The sequence below is a fragment of the Elusimicrobiota bacterium genome (assembly GCA_040757695.1).
Lineage (GTDB): Bacteria > Elusimicrobiota > UBA8919 > UBA8919 > UBA8919 > JBFLWK01.
Genome location: JBFLWK010000001.1, coordinates 27,765 through 45,531 on the forward strand (window position 1 = coordinate 27,765; position 17,767 = coordinate 45,531).

1 protein-coding gene (running past one end of the window) is annotated in these 17,767 nt (G+C 43.6%); it reads right to left on the bottom strand.

From position 1 onward, the window contains the following. On the bottom strand, positions 1-17,767 hold the 3' portion of the coding sequence (locus AB1349_00120) for a hypothetical protein (protein MEW6555740.1). 16,184 nt of this gene lie beyond the right edge of the window; 17,767 of the gene's 33,951 nt are visible here — the last part of the coding sequence; its start codon lies off the right edge, out of view — the gene reads right to left on this strand; it ends in the stop codon at positions 1-3.

Below are 17,767 nucleotides of genomic sequence, written 5' to 3' on the forward strand. Positions count from 1 at the left end.
TTAATGGATGACACCTATTTTTCGTATTGCGGTTTTTGTACCATATGGACCAACTGCTCGTATCTGGGCGATATAGCCGCCACGTGCTACAAAATCACTAAGTTCGTTTTTACCATCCCAGATAACATCATTTGGACCTTGTTTCCCGCCCGGGGTGCCTTTCGGGAAACTTATTTCTAACACCTTATAGCCCAGCAAATCATATATTGTGATTGTGACATCCGCATCCTGATTCAAGATATAAGTGATATGTGTTTTACCTTCTTCACCACCTTTTCGGGTATCAAACGGGTTCGGATAATTAGAAACATTAGTTATAACTTCTGCGGGCAGCCCTGTTGTTGCGGCTTCTGATGGCTCAGACCATGCGGACCATGCGCTTGCATTATTTTTGGCACGCACACGGTATCTATAGAAATGTCCTGGTTTCTTATTGAGTACTGTAATTTTTGCATACCCACGTGGTAAGAAATCGCCTTCTAATGTATGTACATCTTTTGGTGATGCAGTTTGAGTATCATTATTCACATCATACCAGTGCCAGACAGGATTATTATCTTCTTGTTCTTGAATTTCATAACCTGAGACACCTGACTCGTCGTCTGTAGAGAATACCCATTCTACTGTGTACTGTGTAGCAGGCACTTTAGTAAGATATGTTGATGGGACGGGCTTACCGGGCACAGATGGTGGTGTTAAATCTACCCTGACTGCTGCCAACCCGGGCAGTGATGGTATCCCGATGTTGTTAACTGACCGAACTGCGACATAATATGTTGCTTTATGTTCAAGTGGTTTAGGCATACTTGCAGCAACATATGTAGAAAGCCCTACTTTTTGATAGCCATCGCTGAAATCCGGTTTGTCTTCATCGCGTGTTACAGGCAGTGTTGCGATACCATATTCATTTTCTACTATTGGGAATTGGAGCGGGTCTGGTGTCTCGCCTGGTATCCATGCAGCTTTGATTTCGTTTTGCGAACAAATCCATTCATCAACAAACACAATTGGTGTTGTAGCTTTAGAGAAATGGCGGATAACGCCAAGTGGCGACTCATATGGGAATGCAGATTCAGTTGATGAAATCGCAGTGAATGGGTCTATTGTAAACATACTGTATGCACCGATACCAATTCCAACCATATCGCCTTCAGTTGAGCGGCCTGTTGTATCGGTTCGGCCGATTTTACCGACGATAAAGTATCTTACAGGCGTAGTTGTTATTGTTTGTGTAGAGAAATAGAGTCGTGCGACACCATTTATGAAGTCCGCAGTTCCGTGAGTAACTGACGAGATAAATTCATCGCCAGTAATAGTATAAAAGCCATCATTGTTGAGATCTCGGATTACAGATTCATTTGTATCCCACTTTTGGTTATTATTGTTGTCTGCATATTTCTCGCTGTTGCCTAGAGACACCAGATGCTCAATCGTGATAGTTTCCAACAACAGTATTGCGGCTGCCTCAGAGAGGTCACTGTAGCCAGCAAGAGTTCCTAATAGTATAGGCTCGCCAGCGTCATAGATACCGTTGTTGTTAGAGTCTCTAACAACAGTTTTTTCTAATTTTTGCTTTATCCCTCTTACTATGCAGTAAATATCTGCATACTTTTCATTATTGTCCGGAGACCTTAGTGGTGTACTTTCTGGAGGAGCATTTCCTAATAACACATTATCTGCAAGATTGGAGGGGACGCATATCCCATCGCCATTATCCTTGTAAAGTCCTAACTCTGAAATATCACCATCACCAATCATAGAGAATGGCGGGTTGTAACTACCTATCTGCTCTATCATCATCCCAGACCAGCCAACAGAATGGATATGTGTATTCATATCTAACGACATCAGTGCATACTGGCGGTCTTGCGTGAGCCCTGGCGGTATCAGGAACTTGCCAATAGCGGAGACCTTGATAGGCCCGATTGCAGATGGTGAGGTCTCAAAAGTACCGAATGGCAGCACAACATCTTTTCTGTTATTTGACAAATCCAGCAGGAAATATGCATTAGAACCGATACTCATACCTAATGTATTATCCCGTAGTGCATTGGGTGAAATATCGTAAGCAATCAGATATGATTTCCAGGACAATGCACCTATTCTTTGTGGCTCGGTTAGATTTATCAGTTTAGAATTCCCAACGACATCTGCGGGGAAGAAATCAGTTCCAGATGATATCAGCGGGTCATCGCCAACCTGTAAGATACCATCTAAATTAGCATCACGGTATATTTTGATATACTGGACATCACGGTTAGTTCCACCACCTGCACCCTGCTGTGCCTGTTGAAATTTAGGTATCCGTTCAACCAATAATGATTTCCAGGTTGCTTCTGAAACTGCGGTTTTCATCTTTGCCCAAATCATTACTACATCGCGGTCGCCCTGTATCACAGACGGTGGTGAGACATCGTATAACTCAATTGTAATCTCATCTGGATAGTCAATAATCAGTGAATTATCCGTCTGTGGCTGAAGTGGGAAGCCCTTGAACTCTACATCATCAGGCGCTATCACAAAGAAATCAGTTGTATTCTCTATGAACAGTCCGATATCGTTACCTACAACTGCGGTTGGGTTTATATCAAATGTAACAAAATAGCGCTGGTTCCAGGATGGATTCTTTGATTTCTGTAATAACTCATACTCGTAAGAATAGATTGTCTGATAGGTACTTTCCGGGAAATTAATTGTTGCGATACCTTCTATGAGTTTATCAGTCCCTAATGAAAGTCTTTCGTCACCCTGACCGGGCACAGTAGATATTTCTAACTCGTTAGAGAAGTTAGTATCCTTGTAGACATTCACACCTGCAATATCTGAATCTATCGCAGAGCCGGTTTTTTTCACCCGAACTCCCTTCCAGATTGCTTGACGAGTTGCAGTTCTCAAATCCAGCGCAACCATCGCATAATCTGCGGTTGCCTGTAATACTGTTTTTTTCGCACGATTCTCGTATCTTACTTCCATAATATCGCGTGTTGGCTTGATTATTGGTGTTGCGGATTTGATTGGGAAGTTGGCATTTGAAACGCTATTGGGGTCGTTGACTTTTACTGCGAATACAGAACAGCCGATAGAATCGTCTTCTACTGCAGACTGTGAAATATCAAATGTAACATAGTAATAAGTTGGTGTTGTGGTAATTACTGCGAAGTTGCCGGGTACACCGGGCGTAATTTTCTCTTTCCACTCTGTATCATTCAAATCTATATATGCCATCCCTTCTGTGCCTTCATAACCTACACCGGGTGTACCAAACTTATACGGATAGTACATACCGGTTGAGATTACGATATCGTCTGGCGACCATTTCCCGTAATTCAGCCCTTCTGCATCACGCCATACTTTTATCTCAACTACATCAGAATCACGCACATTCCCGCCAGGCAGTGTTTCCCGCTTTAAGATAAGTTGTTTCCATTTCACATTATAGCCATCGCAAGATAGTATCAGTTTAAGCATAGGTACATTTGACTCAGATTGAACAAACGCTTTCCAGACAACTGCGGAGATATTATGTCCTGTAATAGAGGTATTAGCGAGTGTTGGGTCACCTCGGGAACAACCTAACAGATAATTATATGGTACTGCTGTAGATACACCGGTATAGTAAATGATTTCGTTATCTATTATTACCCGGCGACCGCCGACACCGGGCGCAGATTCTATTGAATGTGGCTCAAATGCTTCAGCACCAGTATTTGCAGGGTCTATTGGTATCTCGGTTTCATCTAATGCGATAGACCCACCAAGTGAGCAGGCGGTTCTTGAAAGGTCTGTTTTATCAATTGTGACCACACGTGGTGTTGCGATAAGTAATGCAAGGCTTGATTCAAACGGTAGATTATCCGAACCCATTGTATTCGGTGATACGATATTGAACTGCGCAGCCGCATCCGCCGGCTGAGTAGAGCCACTCATTTCAAACCCGGCACCAATAAAGAAGTCAGGCACCGCTAAATCATTAATATCATACAGAATATAATAGAACTGCGTATAGGTTGAAATTATCTGTGTATAGTTAACAGGCCATGTAGCGAATCTTATATCCGCTTCTGCTGGGATACCGTAATTGTTGAATGTGCCACTACCTATAATAATATCATTCTTATAATTGTATACACCATCACCATTATCTTTTGCGATTTTAACCAGTGTTACATCAGAGTCCCGAGAAGTGCCCAGCCGTCTCACTTTCACACCTTTCCACGGTGCCCACGAGTTGACGGTTTTCATCTCAAACCGTGCCATAACCGCATCTGTGGTTCGCTGTTGCAGTGTCAGTGGCACTAACGAGATAGGTTTGCAGATAACAGTATCTGCATACTCCATCACCGTCCCGCTAACTTTTCGTTCAAATGGCGGGATATCGTTATAGACCTCTACTTTATCAGGCGCTTGGACGGTTATGTAATCAGTTGTCTTTATATTAAACCCGGGCAGTGTTGGACCTGTAGATGCGAAGTACGAGAAATCAAATGTCACAAAATAGGTTTTCTTTAACTGGCTGGCTTTCAGGATTTCCTGACCATCAAACTGACCGTAAATTTGAAGTGTTGCTTGACCGGGTTCATCAGGTGCTTGACCAAATTGTCTGATATTAGATACCAGTTGGTCACTGGTGGGCTCAAACAAGCCGTTATCATTTATATCATACCAGACCTTAACTGCGGCTATATCAGCATCAGAAGAACCCGGCTGACCGACTCTATCCAGTTTGAGTTGTTTCCAGATAGTTGCGTTATCATTCGTGTACATTCTGAATGCGCCGATTGCCTTATCCGTATCGCCCTGGACAACATTTTCAGGCGGGATACCTTCAGATTGCCGTGGCTCAATATAAAGCGTATCTATTGTTGCGGTAATTTGGGGTTGTGAAGATTCAAAATCTTTGTGGGTTGCCAATTCACCACCTATTATATCAAACGCATCAATAGGTATCTTGGCGCCAATTGTCTCGCCAATCTGTGCATTACTGCCTATCCTGTATGCGATATAGTACCATCGTGTAGTCGGCGAGATCAGGTTTTCTACATCCCAGTTGGTTTGTGGATTATTATCGTCAGTAGTCGGGTCATCTACAACATCTATCCATGTTGCAGTATATGTAGAGAATTCTATAGCGGATAACAGCGAGTCCTCAGTCGGTTTGAATATCCCATCTGAAGTAACATACAAGTCTGCATAGAGTTTTAGTAATGGTACATTTTGTGGTAATGTTAGTGCAGAACCACTGCCAATTGCTGAGACTCTGATTTTTTTCAGAATAGATGTGAACTCGTTGGTCCATAAACCGAACTTTAAGAAGCCGACATTATCCTTGCCTTGTGAAACTGTAGGCCAGTTAGATGAATACCCGATTTCATACCATGCTGCAATATCGGTTGCTTCAACAGTTACTAATGGTGGTGCGGTTCGTATATATGATGGATATGTATCAAACTGCAGATTATTCGCAGCCAGTTCTACTGAATCAGCGGTTTTGCTAAAATACGCAGTATCTACAATTCGTAAGCCAACCTGTTTATCTTTCTGTGCAGTAATCGGGATCCTAACACAGACAAAGTAGTTGACTGGTGTAGAATAAATCTTTTGCGGGTTGCCTGTAAAATCAAGCCAGCAGTCTGCAGGTTGATTTAGTGCAGTGAGTGTTGTAGAAGTGATAAATGTATCTGTTGGCTCGCCATCTAAGAATGTTTCACCATCAAACTTGGCATTCCCATTAGCATCTTTATAGAGTGCAATCTCGCCAATATCAGCATATGCGCCTGTAGACATTGTAGACATCGCAACCCTTAATTTCTGCCATTCAAACTTTGCAGCAGCTGTAGAGCCAATCACCTGCATTGTGATACGCATCATCTCTATAGGTGCTGGGGCGCCCTTCCGATACCCATCACCTTGATACAGCGCACCCGGGATACCAAGCGATTGTTTGGAAATTGCACGTTCAGGATTATCTGAATACATTGGGTCTTCAGGCGCTGTATCTTTAGGTGAGAATAGCGTACCTGTTGTAGGTAGGTCATCAGTAGATTGCGGACAATTCCCGGGATTACCTGTATAGCCAGTGATTATATCCGGCGAATTAGTAACCCAGTCGGTTGCGCCGATTTTGAGTGTTTCTACATAGAGCGATTTTATCATTGCTGGATATACACCTTTAAGGTCTGCTGTAAACACCGCATTACCTGAAGTTGAAAACCCGTGTCCTGAAACATCCATAGATGCGGTACCAACATAATAGTTTCCATTAGTTTCATCACCTGTACAGATATTACCGAATTCATCTCGGGCAACTACATTAACCTGTGCGGGTGTATTGACCTCTGTTTTTTCTACCTGTTTCTCAACTGAGAAGTAGTCGGCTTTATTCGGTGTGATAGTAACTGCTTTAGTGCCTGCTTGAACCTCATAACCAAACTCACCTGTGGTAGGTTGGACTGTAATCACTGGTGTAGCAGCCCGTTCATCTTTATAATAGAACTCATATGAAAGCGACGAATTAGATGGTATCCCGATACTGTTCGCAGTCCAGTCCCATTTATCAGAGCCCGGCGGGTTTGCGGATGCCGGTCCGTTGCTGAATCTACCAGTATCTGCACTAGAGAATAAATCAGCATTGATAGTTCGCGTAGTGATACAGATATTGCCATATACATCACGCGGTCTGATAAAGAATCTAGTATCAGTAGTTGTGCCAACTGTATAGTTCGGATAGTACTGAACTGTTGTATTGGCAATCAATTTTCTGTAATTGAGTCCTGGCAATACTACTTCTAACGCTTGTATTCTGTTTGGAATGATTGTGATAGATGATATACCGATTGCCAGATTCCCAATAGTTCGCTGTGCGGTAAGCGTGGTAGATGCAGCAACCACATCGAGATAGTAGAAATAGGTTGTCTGTTCACCTGTGAGTATCTTACAACTCCCAGTGTATTCTGTCCAGCCACTATAATCTGAATAGAATTTCTTATATCCGGCACCATCTGATGTAAGGTTTAACACCTCACCACCGGCAACCTGGACGGGTCTGGGATTGTAGTACGCGTCTCTTGTCTGAACATAGATTGCAGTAGAAGTAGTGCCGGCGACTAATTCGCCTTGATATGTATTCACAAAGCCAACCCGAGAGACATCAACTGGTATAATTGTTACTGATTGATAATTAGACGAGATATCCCAACTCGGTGTTGCAATCAGTTTAGGTTTGCCAGTACCCTGGACTTCGGTTGAACAGGAATCCAGATAGTAGAATGTTGCAAAATACCAGTTTAGCGGGATTGTAACAGATGAAATTGTTGTTACAAACCCTTTTGTAGGATGCTGTAAAGATATTGTAGCGGTTGAATCCGAGAACCCGAATGTATCTACTGCGACATCATAGCCAACAGTTCTATTTACAGCCAGATTAATTGTACAGGGTGCGGTAGAGTATGTGGGGTTATTGTAAGAATCCTGCAGTTCTACTTTGAATGTTACATTCCCGAGCCCTGACTGATATGGTTTGCCAGCAAATAGTGTTCGTGCAGGATTATCAAACGCAACTTTTACGGTATCCGCAGGGACAACTAACATATCATGTTTGGTTTGGAATTTGTCCGGCTCAAGTTCTATCTGAACTGACCAGCTACCGGTTCGGTTATCCTCGCCAATTGGGATTGACGACATCTCATCGTGATACCAGAATGCAGCACGGCTGTTGATATACTGCTCACCGCCAACATCCTCAGGCGCACCTGCTCTGCCTTCACCTGGATATGGTATTCGGACATCGTCAATATAGACGCCTTCCGCATCCAGAAAACCGTAATTCAACTGATATAATTTGCCTTGATTAGCGTGATATGTTTTTTCAGCAGATGGCAATGAAACCGAGATAAATGATTGACCTTCCTCAGTTTCGTTATCAAACGCATCCTGTCTAACAATGATAAACTTTATGCGTTGATTATAATTCCCCGCAGTTGCGGTTGGTGACGATATAAATGCCAGTTTAGACGGTGTTCCACCAATCGTTAGCATTTTAGCAGAAATATTCTGTTTCATCAGGATATAATCAGTAACATCGGTTGGTGCAGGGATTGTACCTATCCAGACCCGTGCAAAATCGTCTTTCTTGGTTGATACATAATAGTATAACGCACCGAGTGTACCGCCAATCTTGCCATCTGCATCGGTTGTTGTAGAAGCCCAGACAACATTATTGATATCTCTAACTACGCCAACATTAGTTGAACTGCCGGTATCTACTACTGCAATATAACAGGTAATCCCACTGGAAGAGATATTATTCTCATATTCGTCAATCAGTTGACCTGAAACCTGCTTTTTACCAACAGTGGCTGAAATTTCTACAGGGTCGCCGGCATCAATCTCAGGTGAAACAAGCGAAGCAGCAATCGGACCCGCAGTTATATCTATCAGCGGGTCTGTAGAATAGCCAGTTCTGTTGGTTGATATATTACTATTAGTAGTATCCTGTGCATGTATCCAGCGAGTACCTCGTGCTTTTAAGATAAGCGGACCTGCCGGATGACCGCTGAACAATACTGTTGTGCCTCTATCCAGCGGTGTAAATGTGATATTGGTTGGTAGTGATGGCTCTTTTTTGCCTGTAAACATTTCTGCCGAAAACTCAACAGTACCTGTGTAGGTATTCACTCCAGTAGAGCAGATATTACCGTATTCGTCATAGACAGTCAGTCGTGGATACAGTGGCATACCCGCTTGCTTGGTTGTTAGCGGCTCGTCTGGTAGATTAGGCAGGAACTTCATATAATATGCTGGTTTTGGATAGATATACATTTCAGACGATGTAGACGGCTGATAGTTATAGCCACTCCCATCAATATCAGATGCACAGACAGTATTGGTTGACCACGCAGTTCTTAAGCCATTAGCGATATAGAATTCTCTGAAACCGCTATTTAACTGCCCATCAGGTGGCGAGATAAACAGCGGATCTTTTGAGGTGATTCTGACAAGTGGTGCGCCATCCGGATTCTGGGTGATTCTATTCCAGTAGTTATCAGTCGCATAGACAGTGATAGAGAATGCTTCACCGGCTATCTTGGTTTGCGGTGTGCCTGTTTTACCGCCGGTATTATCAGTATAGGGTGGTTTGCCAGGTACAGCGGTTTCACCGGGTAAGATAACCTGCAGTTTAGTTGGTGTTGATGCAATCACGCTGAATAGCGGTGTAGTATCGTTTAATTTATTTGTATCGTTTTTAGTCACTATGCACGCACTCGCAGCTGCAGTTGATGCCCTGTATAATACTGTATCGCTAAATGTTGCACGACCCTGGCTAAGCGTCTGGGTTGCCGGCTGAACATTATACGGGTCGTTGATTTCCAGCCACACTTTAGTTGAATTATCGTCAGTCCTGAGATTGAAGTAAGTATCTACAAGATTTACAGTAACTGTAAACTGAACACCAGCTGAGACTGAAGTTGGCGTACCGGTTTTGCCCGCAGTCTGACTGGAACTGGCAGTATTGTACTCACCAAAACCGGGTACTGCGGTTTCACCCGGTATAAGTATCTGGAGCCCTGCGATACTGGTTGGTGTTACTGTGAATGTAGAAGTGTTAGAAGGCGAGTATGTTGGCGGTTTACCATCCATATCTTCGGCTTTGATATGCTGTGTACAGGCAGTTTTTAATGTCACACTGAATGTATACGAGCCGAAATCAAGCGTCTTGGTTGATGGCTCAGTATCGTAATTATCGCGTGGTGTTGTAATTTTGACATCCGGCATATTTTTACTATATCCAGTTTCTGTAACTTTGTTCCAGTTCGCATCTGTTAGATTTACTTTAATATCAAACGATTGCCCTGCAATTTTGTCGCTTACATTACCGGTTTTGCCACTACTGGAGCCCGGTAGTTCCTGCTGGTCAGGCACTATCAGTGCTTGTAGTTTCACAGGCGCACCAGCAACTACAGTAATTTCAGGTGTTGTATAAGATTCCTGTAGCCAGCCACCAATCGCAATAACTGATATTGACGAAACCCGAGCAGTCACCATTGTGATATCAACCGTTTTTGTGCCACTGGGTTCTAACTGGAATGCAGATGGCTCTATATCATACTCGTCGGTTGTTGTAAGTTGTGCTTGTGGCGATGAGGCAGTCACATTCCAGTAATAGTCGCAAGCCCGTGCTGTTATAGTGAATGGTATCCCTGCGGTCTGTATATACGGTGTGCCTGTTTTGCCTACTGGCTCTATATTCCATTTCCCAGGTACAGCGGTTTCGCCTGGTGTCAGAAGTTGTAATCTCATAGAAGCCCCTGCAACTACCGGGATATTCGCAGAAACATTATCTATCAGATACGGATATTGCGTATCAGTTGCTGTGATTGTGAAGCCACTACCGGTATTTTCTGCAGTAACAAAAGTCGCAACATAATATGTTGTACCGGTTTGTAATGTTAATGTTTTCGGGTCATCAGTATCATACTCGTCAGTTGTAGTCAATTCTATCGGAGAACTATCGGTTGAATTTATATTCCATCTGGTATCTACTGCGTTGATAGTAACTGTGAACTTTGTACCAGCGGTTTGTGTTGATGGTGTACCGGTTTTGCCGGCTGCAGAGCCCGGCAGCGCAGTTTCGCCAGGCACAAGCACTTGTAATTTAACTGCCGGTCCGGGCACAACTGCTACTTTAGTAGATGTGTACTGCGTGTAGCCGCCAAGCGACACTAATGCAGTTGCAGAACAATATCCAACCGTATAAGGTGTTACTGAAAATGTTCGGTATCCGTTAGATAATAGTGAAAGCGTCTGGTCGGATTCGTCATACAAGTCAGATAGTGAAACCGAAACAGACGGCTGTGCAGGTTTGATATTCCAGTTTGCATCACAGGAAACAACTACAATCCCGGTTGAATAGCCCGCAGTCCAATTCCCAGGTGTGCCGGTCTTACCATACGGGTCTGTATTCTTACCTGCAACTGCGGATTCGCCCGGTAACAGTATCAGCAGTTTCGCTGCTGCACCCGGTACACAGGTGACTACTGTTGAAGTATCTGATGTTAGCGTATAGCCGGGTTGATTTGTTGCAGCAATATAATGCGTAGTATTCGGTGAAAGCCCGACTGCACCAGTTTTAAGTGTTATGCTGAATGTTTGAGCACCCGCAGTCAGTCCTTTACCAGCCGGCTCTGTATCGTATATATCAGTTGTCTGTATCGTTACCTGCTCGCCACAGGTTAAGTCCCGGTTCCAATTAGCATCTACACCATTTACTGTTAGTGTGAATACAGTGCCAGCAGTTTGGTTTGTAGGTGTGCCGGATTTACCAACACCGGGGTTGTTCGCTTCACCCGGCAATAGTATCTGCAGTTTTACCGCTTCACCGGGCACTGTGGCAACCTGTGGTGATGTAACCTCCGCAATACCAGCGTTATCCAAATCTTTCACAGTAACCGTATAAGTTGTACCACTCCAGAGCGATGCAGTGACCATTGTTACAGGATAATATGTTGTGCCAGATTGCAGTATTGCATTTGGTGCCAAATCCTGCGAATAACTATCATTCACATCCGAAGTCCATATATCAACTGAATTAACAATTGTAGTATTGATATTATATGCGACATCGCAAGCACTAACGGTTACTATGAATGGTGTGCCAGCGGTTTGTGTTGATGGTGTACCTGTCTTGCCTGTGAGTGCGCCAGCAACTGCGATTTCGCCCGGGACAAGCAGTTGTAACTGTGTATAAGAGCCGACATTTACCGTAACTGGTGTAGAGTAGCCAACTGTATAACTAGCTTCTGCGTAGCCGGTTGTGTATCTTAAGCCTGCAGTCCTGATAGTCAGCCAGAAATAGGTTGTGCCTGATTGTAATGTAGTAGTTGCGGGTTCAGTATCGTATTTATCATCGGTATGTACCCAAACTTTGGTTGCCGCATCATCAGTGACAGTATTCCAGTAGTTATCACAGCCGTTGATTGTTGTCTTGAATGATATGCCAGCAGTTTGCGGTTGTGGTGTGCCGGTCTTACCTGATGGTGAGCCAGGAACCTGTGTCTCACCGGGAACAAGCAGTTGCAGTTTCGCTTTAGCACCCGGCACAACGGTACAATCTGCACTGTTATTCGGGTCGTTTGGATAATAGTTACCAGCATCTACTTCAGTTGCAGTTATTTTTGCAGATGTAGACACAGTTATCAGCGTCACTGAGAATGTGGTTGCACCATTAGATAATGCTCTATCAGACGGCTCGGTATCATACAGGTCGTTTGTAGTTACTCTTACTGTCGCAGTTGATGCTGCATGGATATCTGGGTCAACAATTTTATTATAATACATATCCACACCATAAACGGTTACTGTGAAGGCAGTCCCAGCAGTTTGCGTAATCGGTGTGGCTGTTTTACCAACCGGTGTAACATTATACTTGCCCTGAACCGCAGTTTCGCCCGGCAGTATCACTTGTAAGCAATATGGATTATTGGGCTGTACTTCTATATCAGCGGATACTGCAGCTGTATAACCCACACCGGAAGCATTCAATTTAGTAGATGTTGATACAGTCACAAGTGTAATCATATTGATACTATCTAATATCAGAGTACCATTTGAGAGTGCTAAATTGCGGTCGTTAGGTGCATATAGGTCTGTTGCCAAAACAGTGATAGCGGTTTCGTTATCATCTGTTTTTACATTATAGTATGCATCACAGCCGTTGATAGTAACCACAAATGCGACACCAGCGGTTTTTGCAGAAACTGTGCCTGTTTTTCCTTGATGTGTGTAGTCGCCTGGAACTGCGGTTTCATTCGGCACAAGTATCTGCAGGCGGTCTTTTACATTTGGTACTATAGTAAATAGTGATGAAGTGTTTGCTAAATAATTATTACCGGGTGCGGTTGAATCGGTTGATGCAGTAATAGTCCAGTATGTTGCGGCTTTCACAAGTGCGGGCGAGAATATAGTTGTGCCTGCCTGTAACAGTAGCGAACCTGGCTCGGTATCATATGGGTCTAAAGTTGCGATTTTTACTTTGGTTGCTGAATCTGTGGTAATTTTGTTCCAGTTGATATCACAGCCGTTAACTGTTATATTGAATGCTGTACCTGCAGTTTGATTACTTGGCGTGCCTGTTTTACCATAGCCTTCAACACCGGTTTCACCCGGCAAAATTACCTGTAACTGATAGGGTCCTGATGGCTTCACATATACATAGCCACTGTAACTATTCTCATAGCCGATTGTATTTGATGCATAAACATATTGGTTGCTGTTTGCGAGTATCGGTGTGATTGTAAATATCGTAGTGCCGTTTGCTAGCGCACGGGTTTGTGTTGCTGGTGTATCATATGGGTCTGAGTACTGGATTGTAACATTCCCATCGCCCCCTGTGTATAACCGGTTAAACTGCGCATCACAGCCGTTTACAGTAATTACAAACGAACTACCAGCGGTTTGATTCGCTATTGTACCACTCTTGCCATTTGCAGAACCTGGTAACGCGGTTTCGCCCGGTAGTAACACCTGCAATGCGCTTTTAACATTCGGCACAGTTGTATACGATTTAGAGGTTGTAGAGGTATACAGCGGGATTTTGCCATCTATATCTTCAATAGTTATTTGGTGGATTGCTGGACCGGTCATAGTGCTATTATTAGCCAGTTTATGTGTTATATTAAATATCGTTGTCCCGTTCAACAGTGTTGCAGATGGCGGTGTAATCACTGCATATGGGTCAGTCCATTTATTCTGGTCTGATTCAGTAATTGATGAAATATAGACCGCTACAACTGGCGATGACACTGTAAGATTCCACCAATCATCTACACAACTTACTGTGATATTAAATGCTGAGCCTGCGGTTCTGGTAAGTGGTGAACCGGTTCTACCAAGTGGCTCTATATTCCATTTACCTTGAACTGCGGTTTCACCAGGGACTAATAGTTGCAGTTTGGTTGCATTATTCGCAACAACTGGTATGGTATCTGAATTATTCAAACTAAGCCCGCAGGTGGTGTTGGCAGTTAAAACTGTAGACTGCTGAGTAAGCAGTGTGATTGTGAAGTATGTAGAAGTATTATATGCCAGTATCGGTTGCGCTGATGGCTCAGTATCATATAGGTCGTCTGTAGTCAGATTCACAAGTATATATGTTGTGGTCTCTGATATATTCCATAACCCATCTGTTGTATAAACAGTTCCGACAAACGGCACACCGGCTGTCTGTGTTATTACACTGCCTGATTTACCGGTTGGTGAGCCACCATCATTTTGCTGGTTAGGCACAACTACCTGGAGGCGGGTTGGATAGCCTGGTTTCACAAGTATCCCTTTGGATGTTGTAGAAGTATAAATACCTGATGGAACAGTTACTGCTGTAACCGTCCAGGTGCCTTTTGTAATCATAGTAACATCTATACCAGCAGTTCCGCCAACTGTTGAAACACCTTCTGCAGATGGGAATGGCTCGGCATCATATGGGTCCTGTGTTTCTATCCGAACTACTGTATTAGCAGTAGTGACTTTATTCCAGTGATTATCTGTGATATTCACAGTAACATTAAATGCGGATGCAACACCTTGATAACTCGGTGTCCCTGTTCTACCTTCAGGTGAGCCCGGTAGCGCGGTTTCGCCAGGGACTATTAGTTGCAGTTTGGTTGGATCACCTACATTTACTGTTAGTGTTGGCGCAGTTGACGCCTCAAAATGATAATGCATAAAATAGTAATTGGTCGTTGTCGCACATAACTGTGAACTGCCTGCAGTAACAAGTGTAACTGGGAAGTCAGATTTCGTACCATTTGTAAGTGCGGCCTGTGCAGGCTCAGTATCATACAAATCGGTTGTATAAATTGCAACCAGTGGCATTGTAATATCCGGATTGGATGCTATTATATTGAACCTGTAATCCACCAGATTCGTAGTTACATAGAACGGACTCCCTGCGGTTCGGGTTGTTGGAGAACCATTCTTACCAGTTGCCGAGCCCGGATATGCGGTTTCGCCCGGTACCAGCACCTGCAGTTTCGCAGTGGCTGTATTAGGAACTACACTGAACTCATCAGTTGTGAAAGTAACGAAATTGTTCGCAGTTGCTCTGACTGTATAGGTTGAGATTGCAAACCAGGGTGTTAGCGTAAATGCTCTCTCACCTGCGGATAATGACTGGTTGGGTGTTGGCTCTGTATCATTCAGGTCGTTTGGTGTAGTAACGGTAACCTGTGAAGATACATTAACAAGGTTCCACCATTCATCAGTTGCCCGAACAGTTACTGTAAATGGTATAGCAACTGTTTGTGCAGAAGGCGTACCAGTCTTGCCATAACCTTCAACTGCGGTTTCGCCCGGTAGAACCACTTGCATTCTCAAAGTAGACGACCAGTTCGGGACAACCGTAACTGACGATGCAGAATCGTTATACTGTGGTGCAACAGGATTAGCATCGGTAGCAGTAGAATATATCACTGTATTGGCAGTAAAGAATGTCCAGTTAAATGTGGTTGTGCCGTTTAGTAATGTTCTTGAAGATGCTTCTGTATCAAAATTATCGGTAGTATAAATTTTTGTAGACGGTGGCCAATCTGCACCAAGCCCGGGGTCAGATGTGAATATATTCCAGTATCTATCACAGGCATTAACTGTGATTGTGAATTGCGTACCAGCTGTACGGGTTTCGGGTGTGCCTGATTTCCCACCGGTTGGATACATTCCTTTACCAGCAACCGCGGTTTCGCCAGGCATAACCAGTTGGAGATATACCGGTGTCTCATTCCGCGGTAATACGGTTACTGCTTGGGTTGATGGTATTATACTGGCATTTGATAAATCAGTTGCACAGCAGGAACTAATTTTGGCAGTTCGTAAATCAAGCACAAACTGGGTAGTACCGGCTACAAGCAGTTTGTTAGTTGGCTCTGTATCATACAGGTCGTCTGTTGTAAGCGAGATATTATCGGTAACAGTCGCATTTGTATTATAGTTTGCATCAACTGCATTTACGGTCACTGTGAATGGTTTCCCAGCGGTCTGCGACTGAATTGAACCAGTATTACCATATCCGGGAATCTGTGTTAACCCAGGTGGTAATAGATTCAGTTTTACCGCTGCACCAGCAACAAAAGTAACTGATGGTGAAGTTGAAATTGTAACAGGTGTACCATCCTGGTCTTCAGCCCAAATCTTCCAACCACCTGCAGTCACTAATATCATACTAACATTAGTAGTCCCATTAGGCAGCACAAACGCAGACGGCTCATAACTATCATCATATGGGTCTGTAGTATAAAGTTTAACAGTTGCAATTGTGTTTGGCTGCCGATTCCATTGGTTATCACAGCCGTTAACAGTTATCCAGAATGGCATTCCTGCAGTTTGGGTATTGGGTGTACCTATTTTGCCAGTTACTGTTGAGGTTCCGCAGATAATTGTCTCGCCAGGAACTGCTACTAAAAGCCGATTTTGAGTTGCAGGATTTACTGTTATAGTTGGTGTGTTTGTAGAACTGAGCACATAGCCAGTATCTGCTGTGACCGTAATTGAATGTGTCGCATAACTGATATTATAGCCCTGCATATTACCGGTTTTGAATGTTATATTGCGGGTGATTGTCCCATTCTGTAACTGCACATGTAATAGTGATTCATCGTCATACAGGTCGGTTGTAGTAAGTGTAACCCATGGATTAGTATCTGTAACGATATTCCACCAGTTATCTACCGCATTGATAGTAACTGTGAATGTAGTATTCACTATTTGCTGTGATGGTGTGCCGGTCTTACCATATGGCTGTTGATAGTATTTACCTGCTACCGCAGTTTCGCCTGGAACAAGTATCTGTAATTGTGTCGGTCCGCCATATGTTACCGGCACAAGCCGTGATATGCCGTTTTGATAGCTGCCAGCAATCGCAGTTATCGTTGTCCCTGCTGACTTCTGAATCAATGTAAATACGAAATATGTTGTACCATTAGTTAGTGATAAATCACCAGGCTCTGTATCATATTCATCGTTAGTATCAACTGAAGTTATCACACCGGAATATGTAGTTGTGATATTCCATCTTAAATCAACCAGATTCACAGTTGCTACAAATGGCGCACCGGCTATCTGAGTAGATACCGTACCAGTATAACCGCTTGACGAACCCGGGACTGCGGTTTCACCGGGCACAAGCACCTGTAATTTTACCGGTGCGGATGAGATACACAGAAACTCCGGTGTAGTATAACCCGTAACAGTCAGTGTGCTCAGGTATGTGCCAACTGGTGAAACGGTTATTGATGACATTTGCGCAGTGAATAATGTTATATCAAATGTCTGCTCACCACTATTCAGTGCTAACTGACTGGGTTCAGTATCAAAATTATCGTTTGTTGTTATCTTCACAGTATGTGTTGAGGTATTCACATAGTTAAAGTTCGGGTCTACGGACCGCACGGTAATTGTGAATGTATTATATACAGTTCTGGCAGTTGGTGTACCGGATTTGCCGGTTGCCGAACCTTCAAGCCAGTTCTCACCAGGCATTCTGATAAGCAATTTGGTTGCACCTGATGAAACAACCGTAATATACGGTGATGAATCCTCTGTATAACCCGCCGCAGTCGCAGTTGCTTTCCAGACACCGCGCGTAATAAACGAATGCGCAAATGTCTTCTGACCAAGATTAGTGATATTACCAGAAATCGCACTATCATATAGGTCGGTAGTTACAACTGATACACCTGCTACAGTCTCTTGAACGGTATTATTTGGCCAGTCGGTATACATC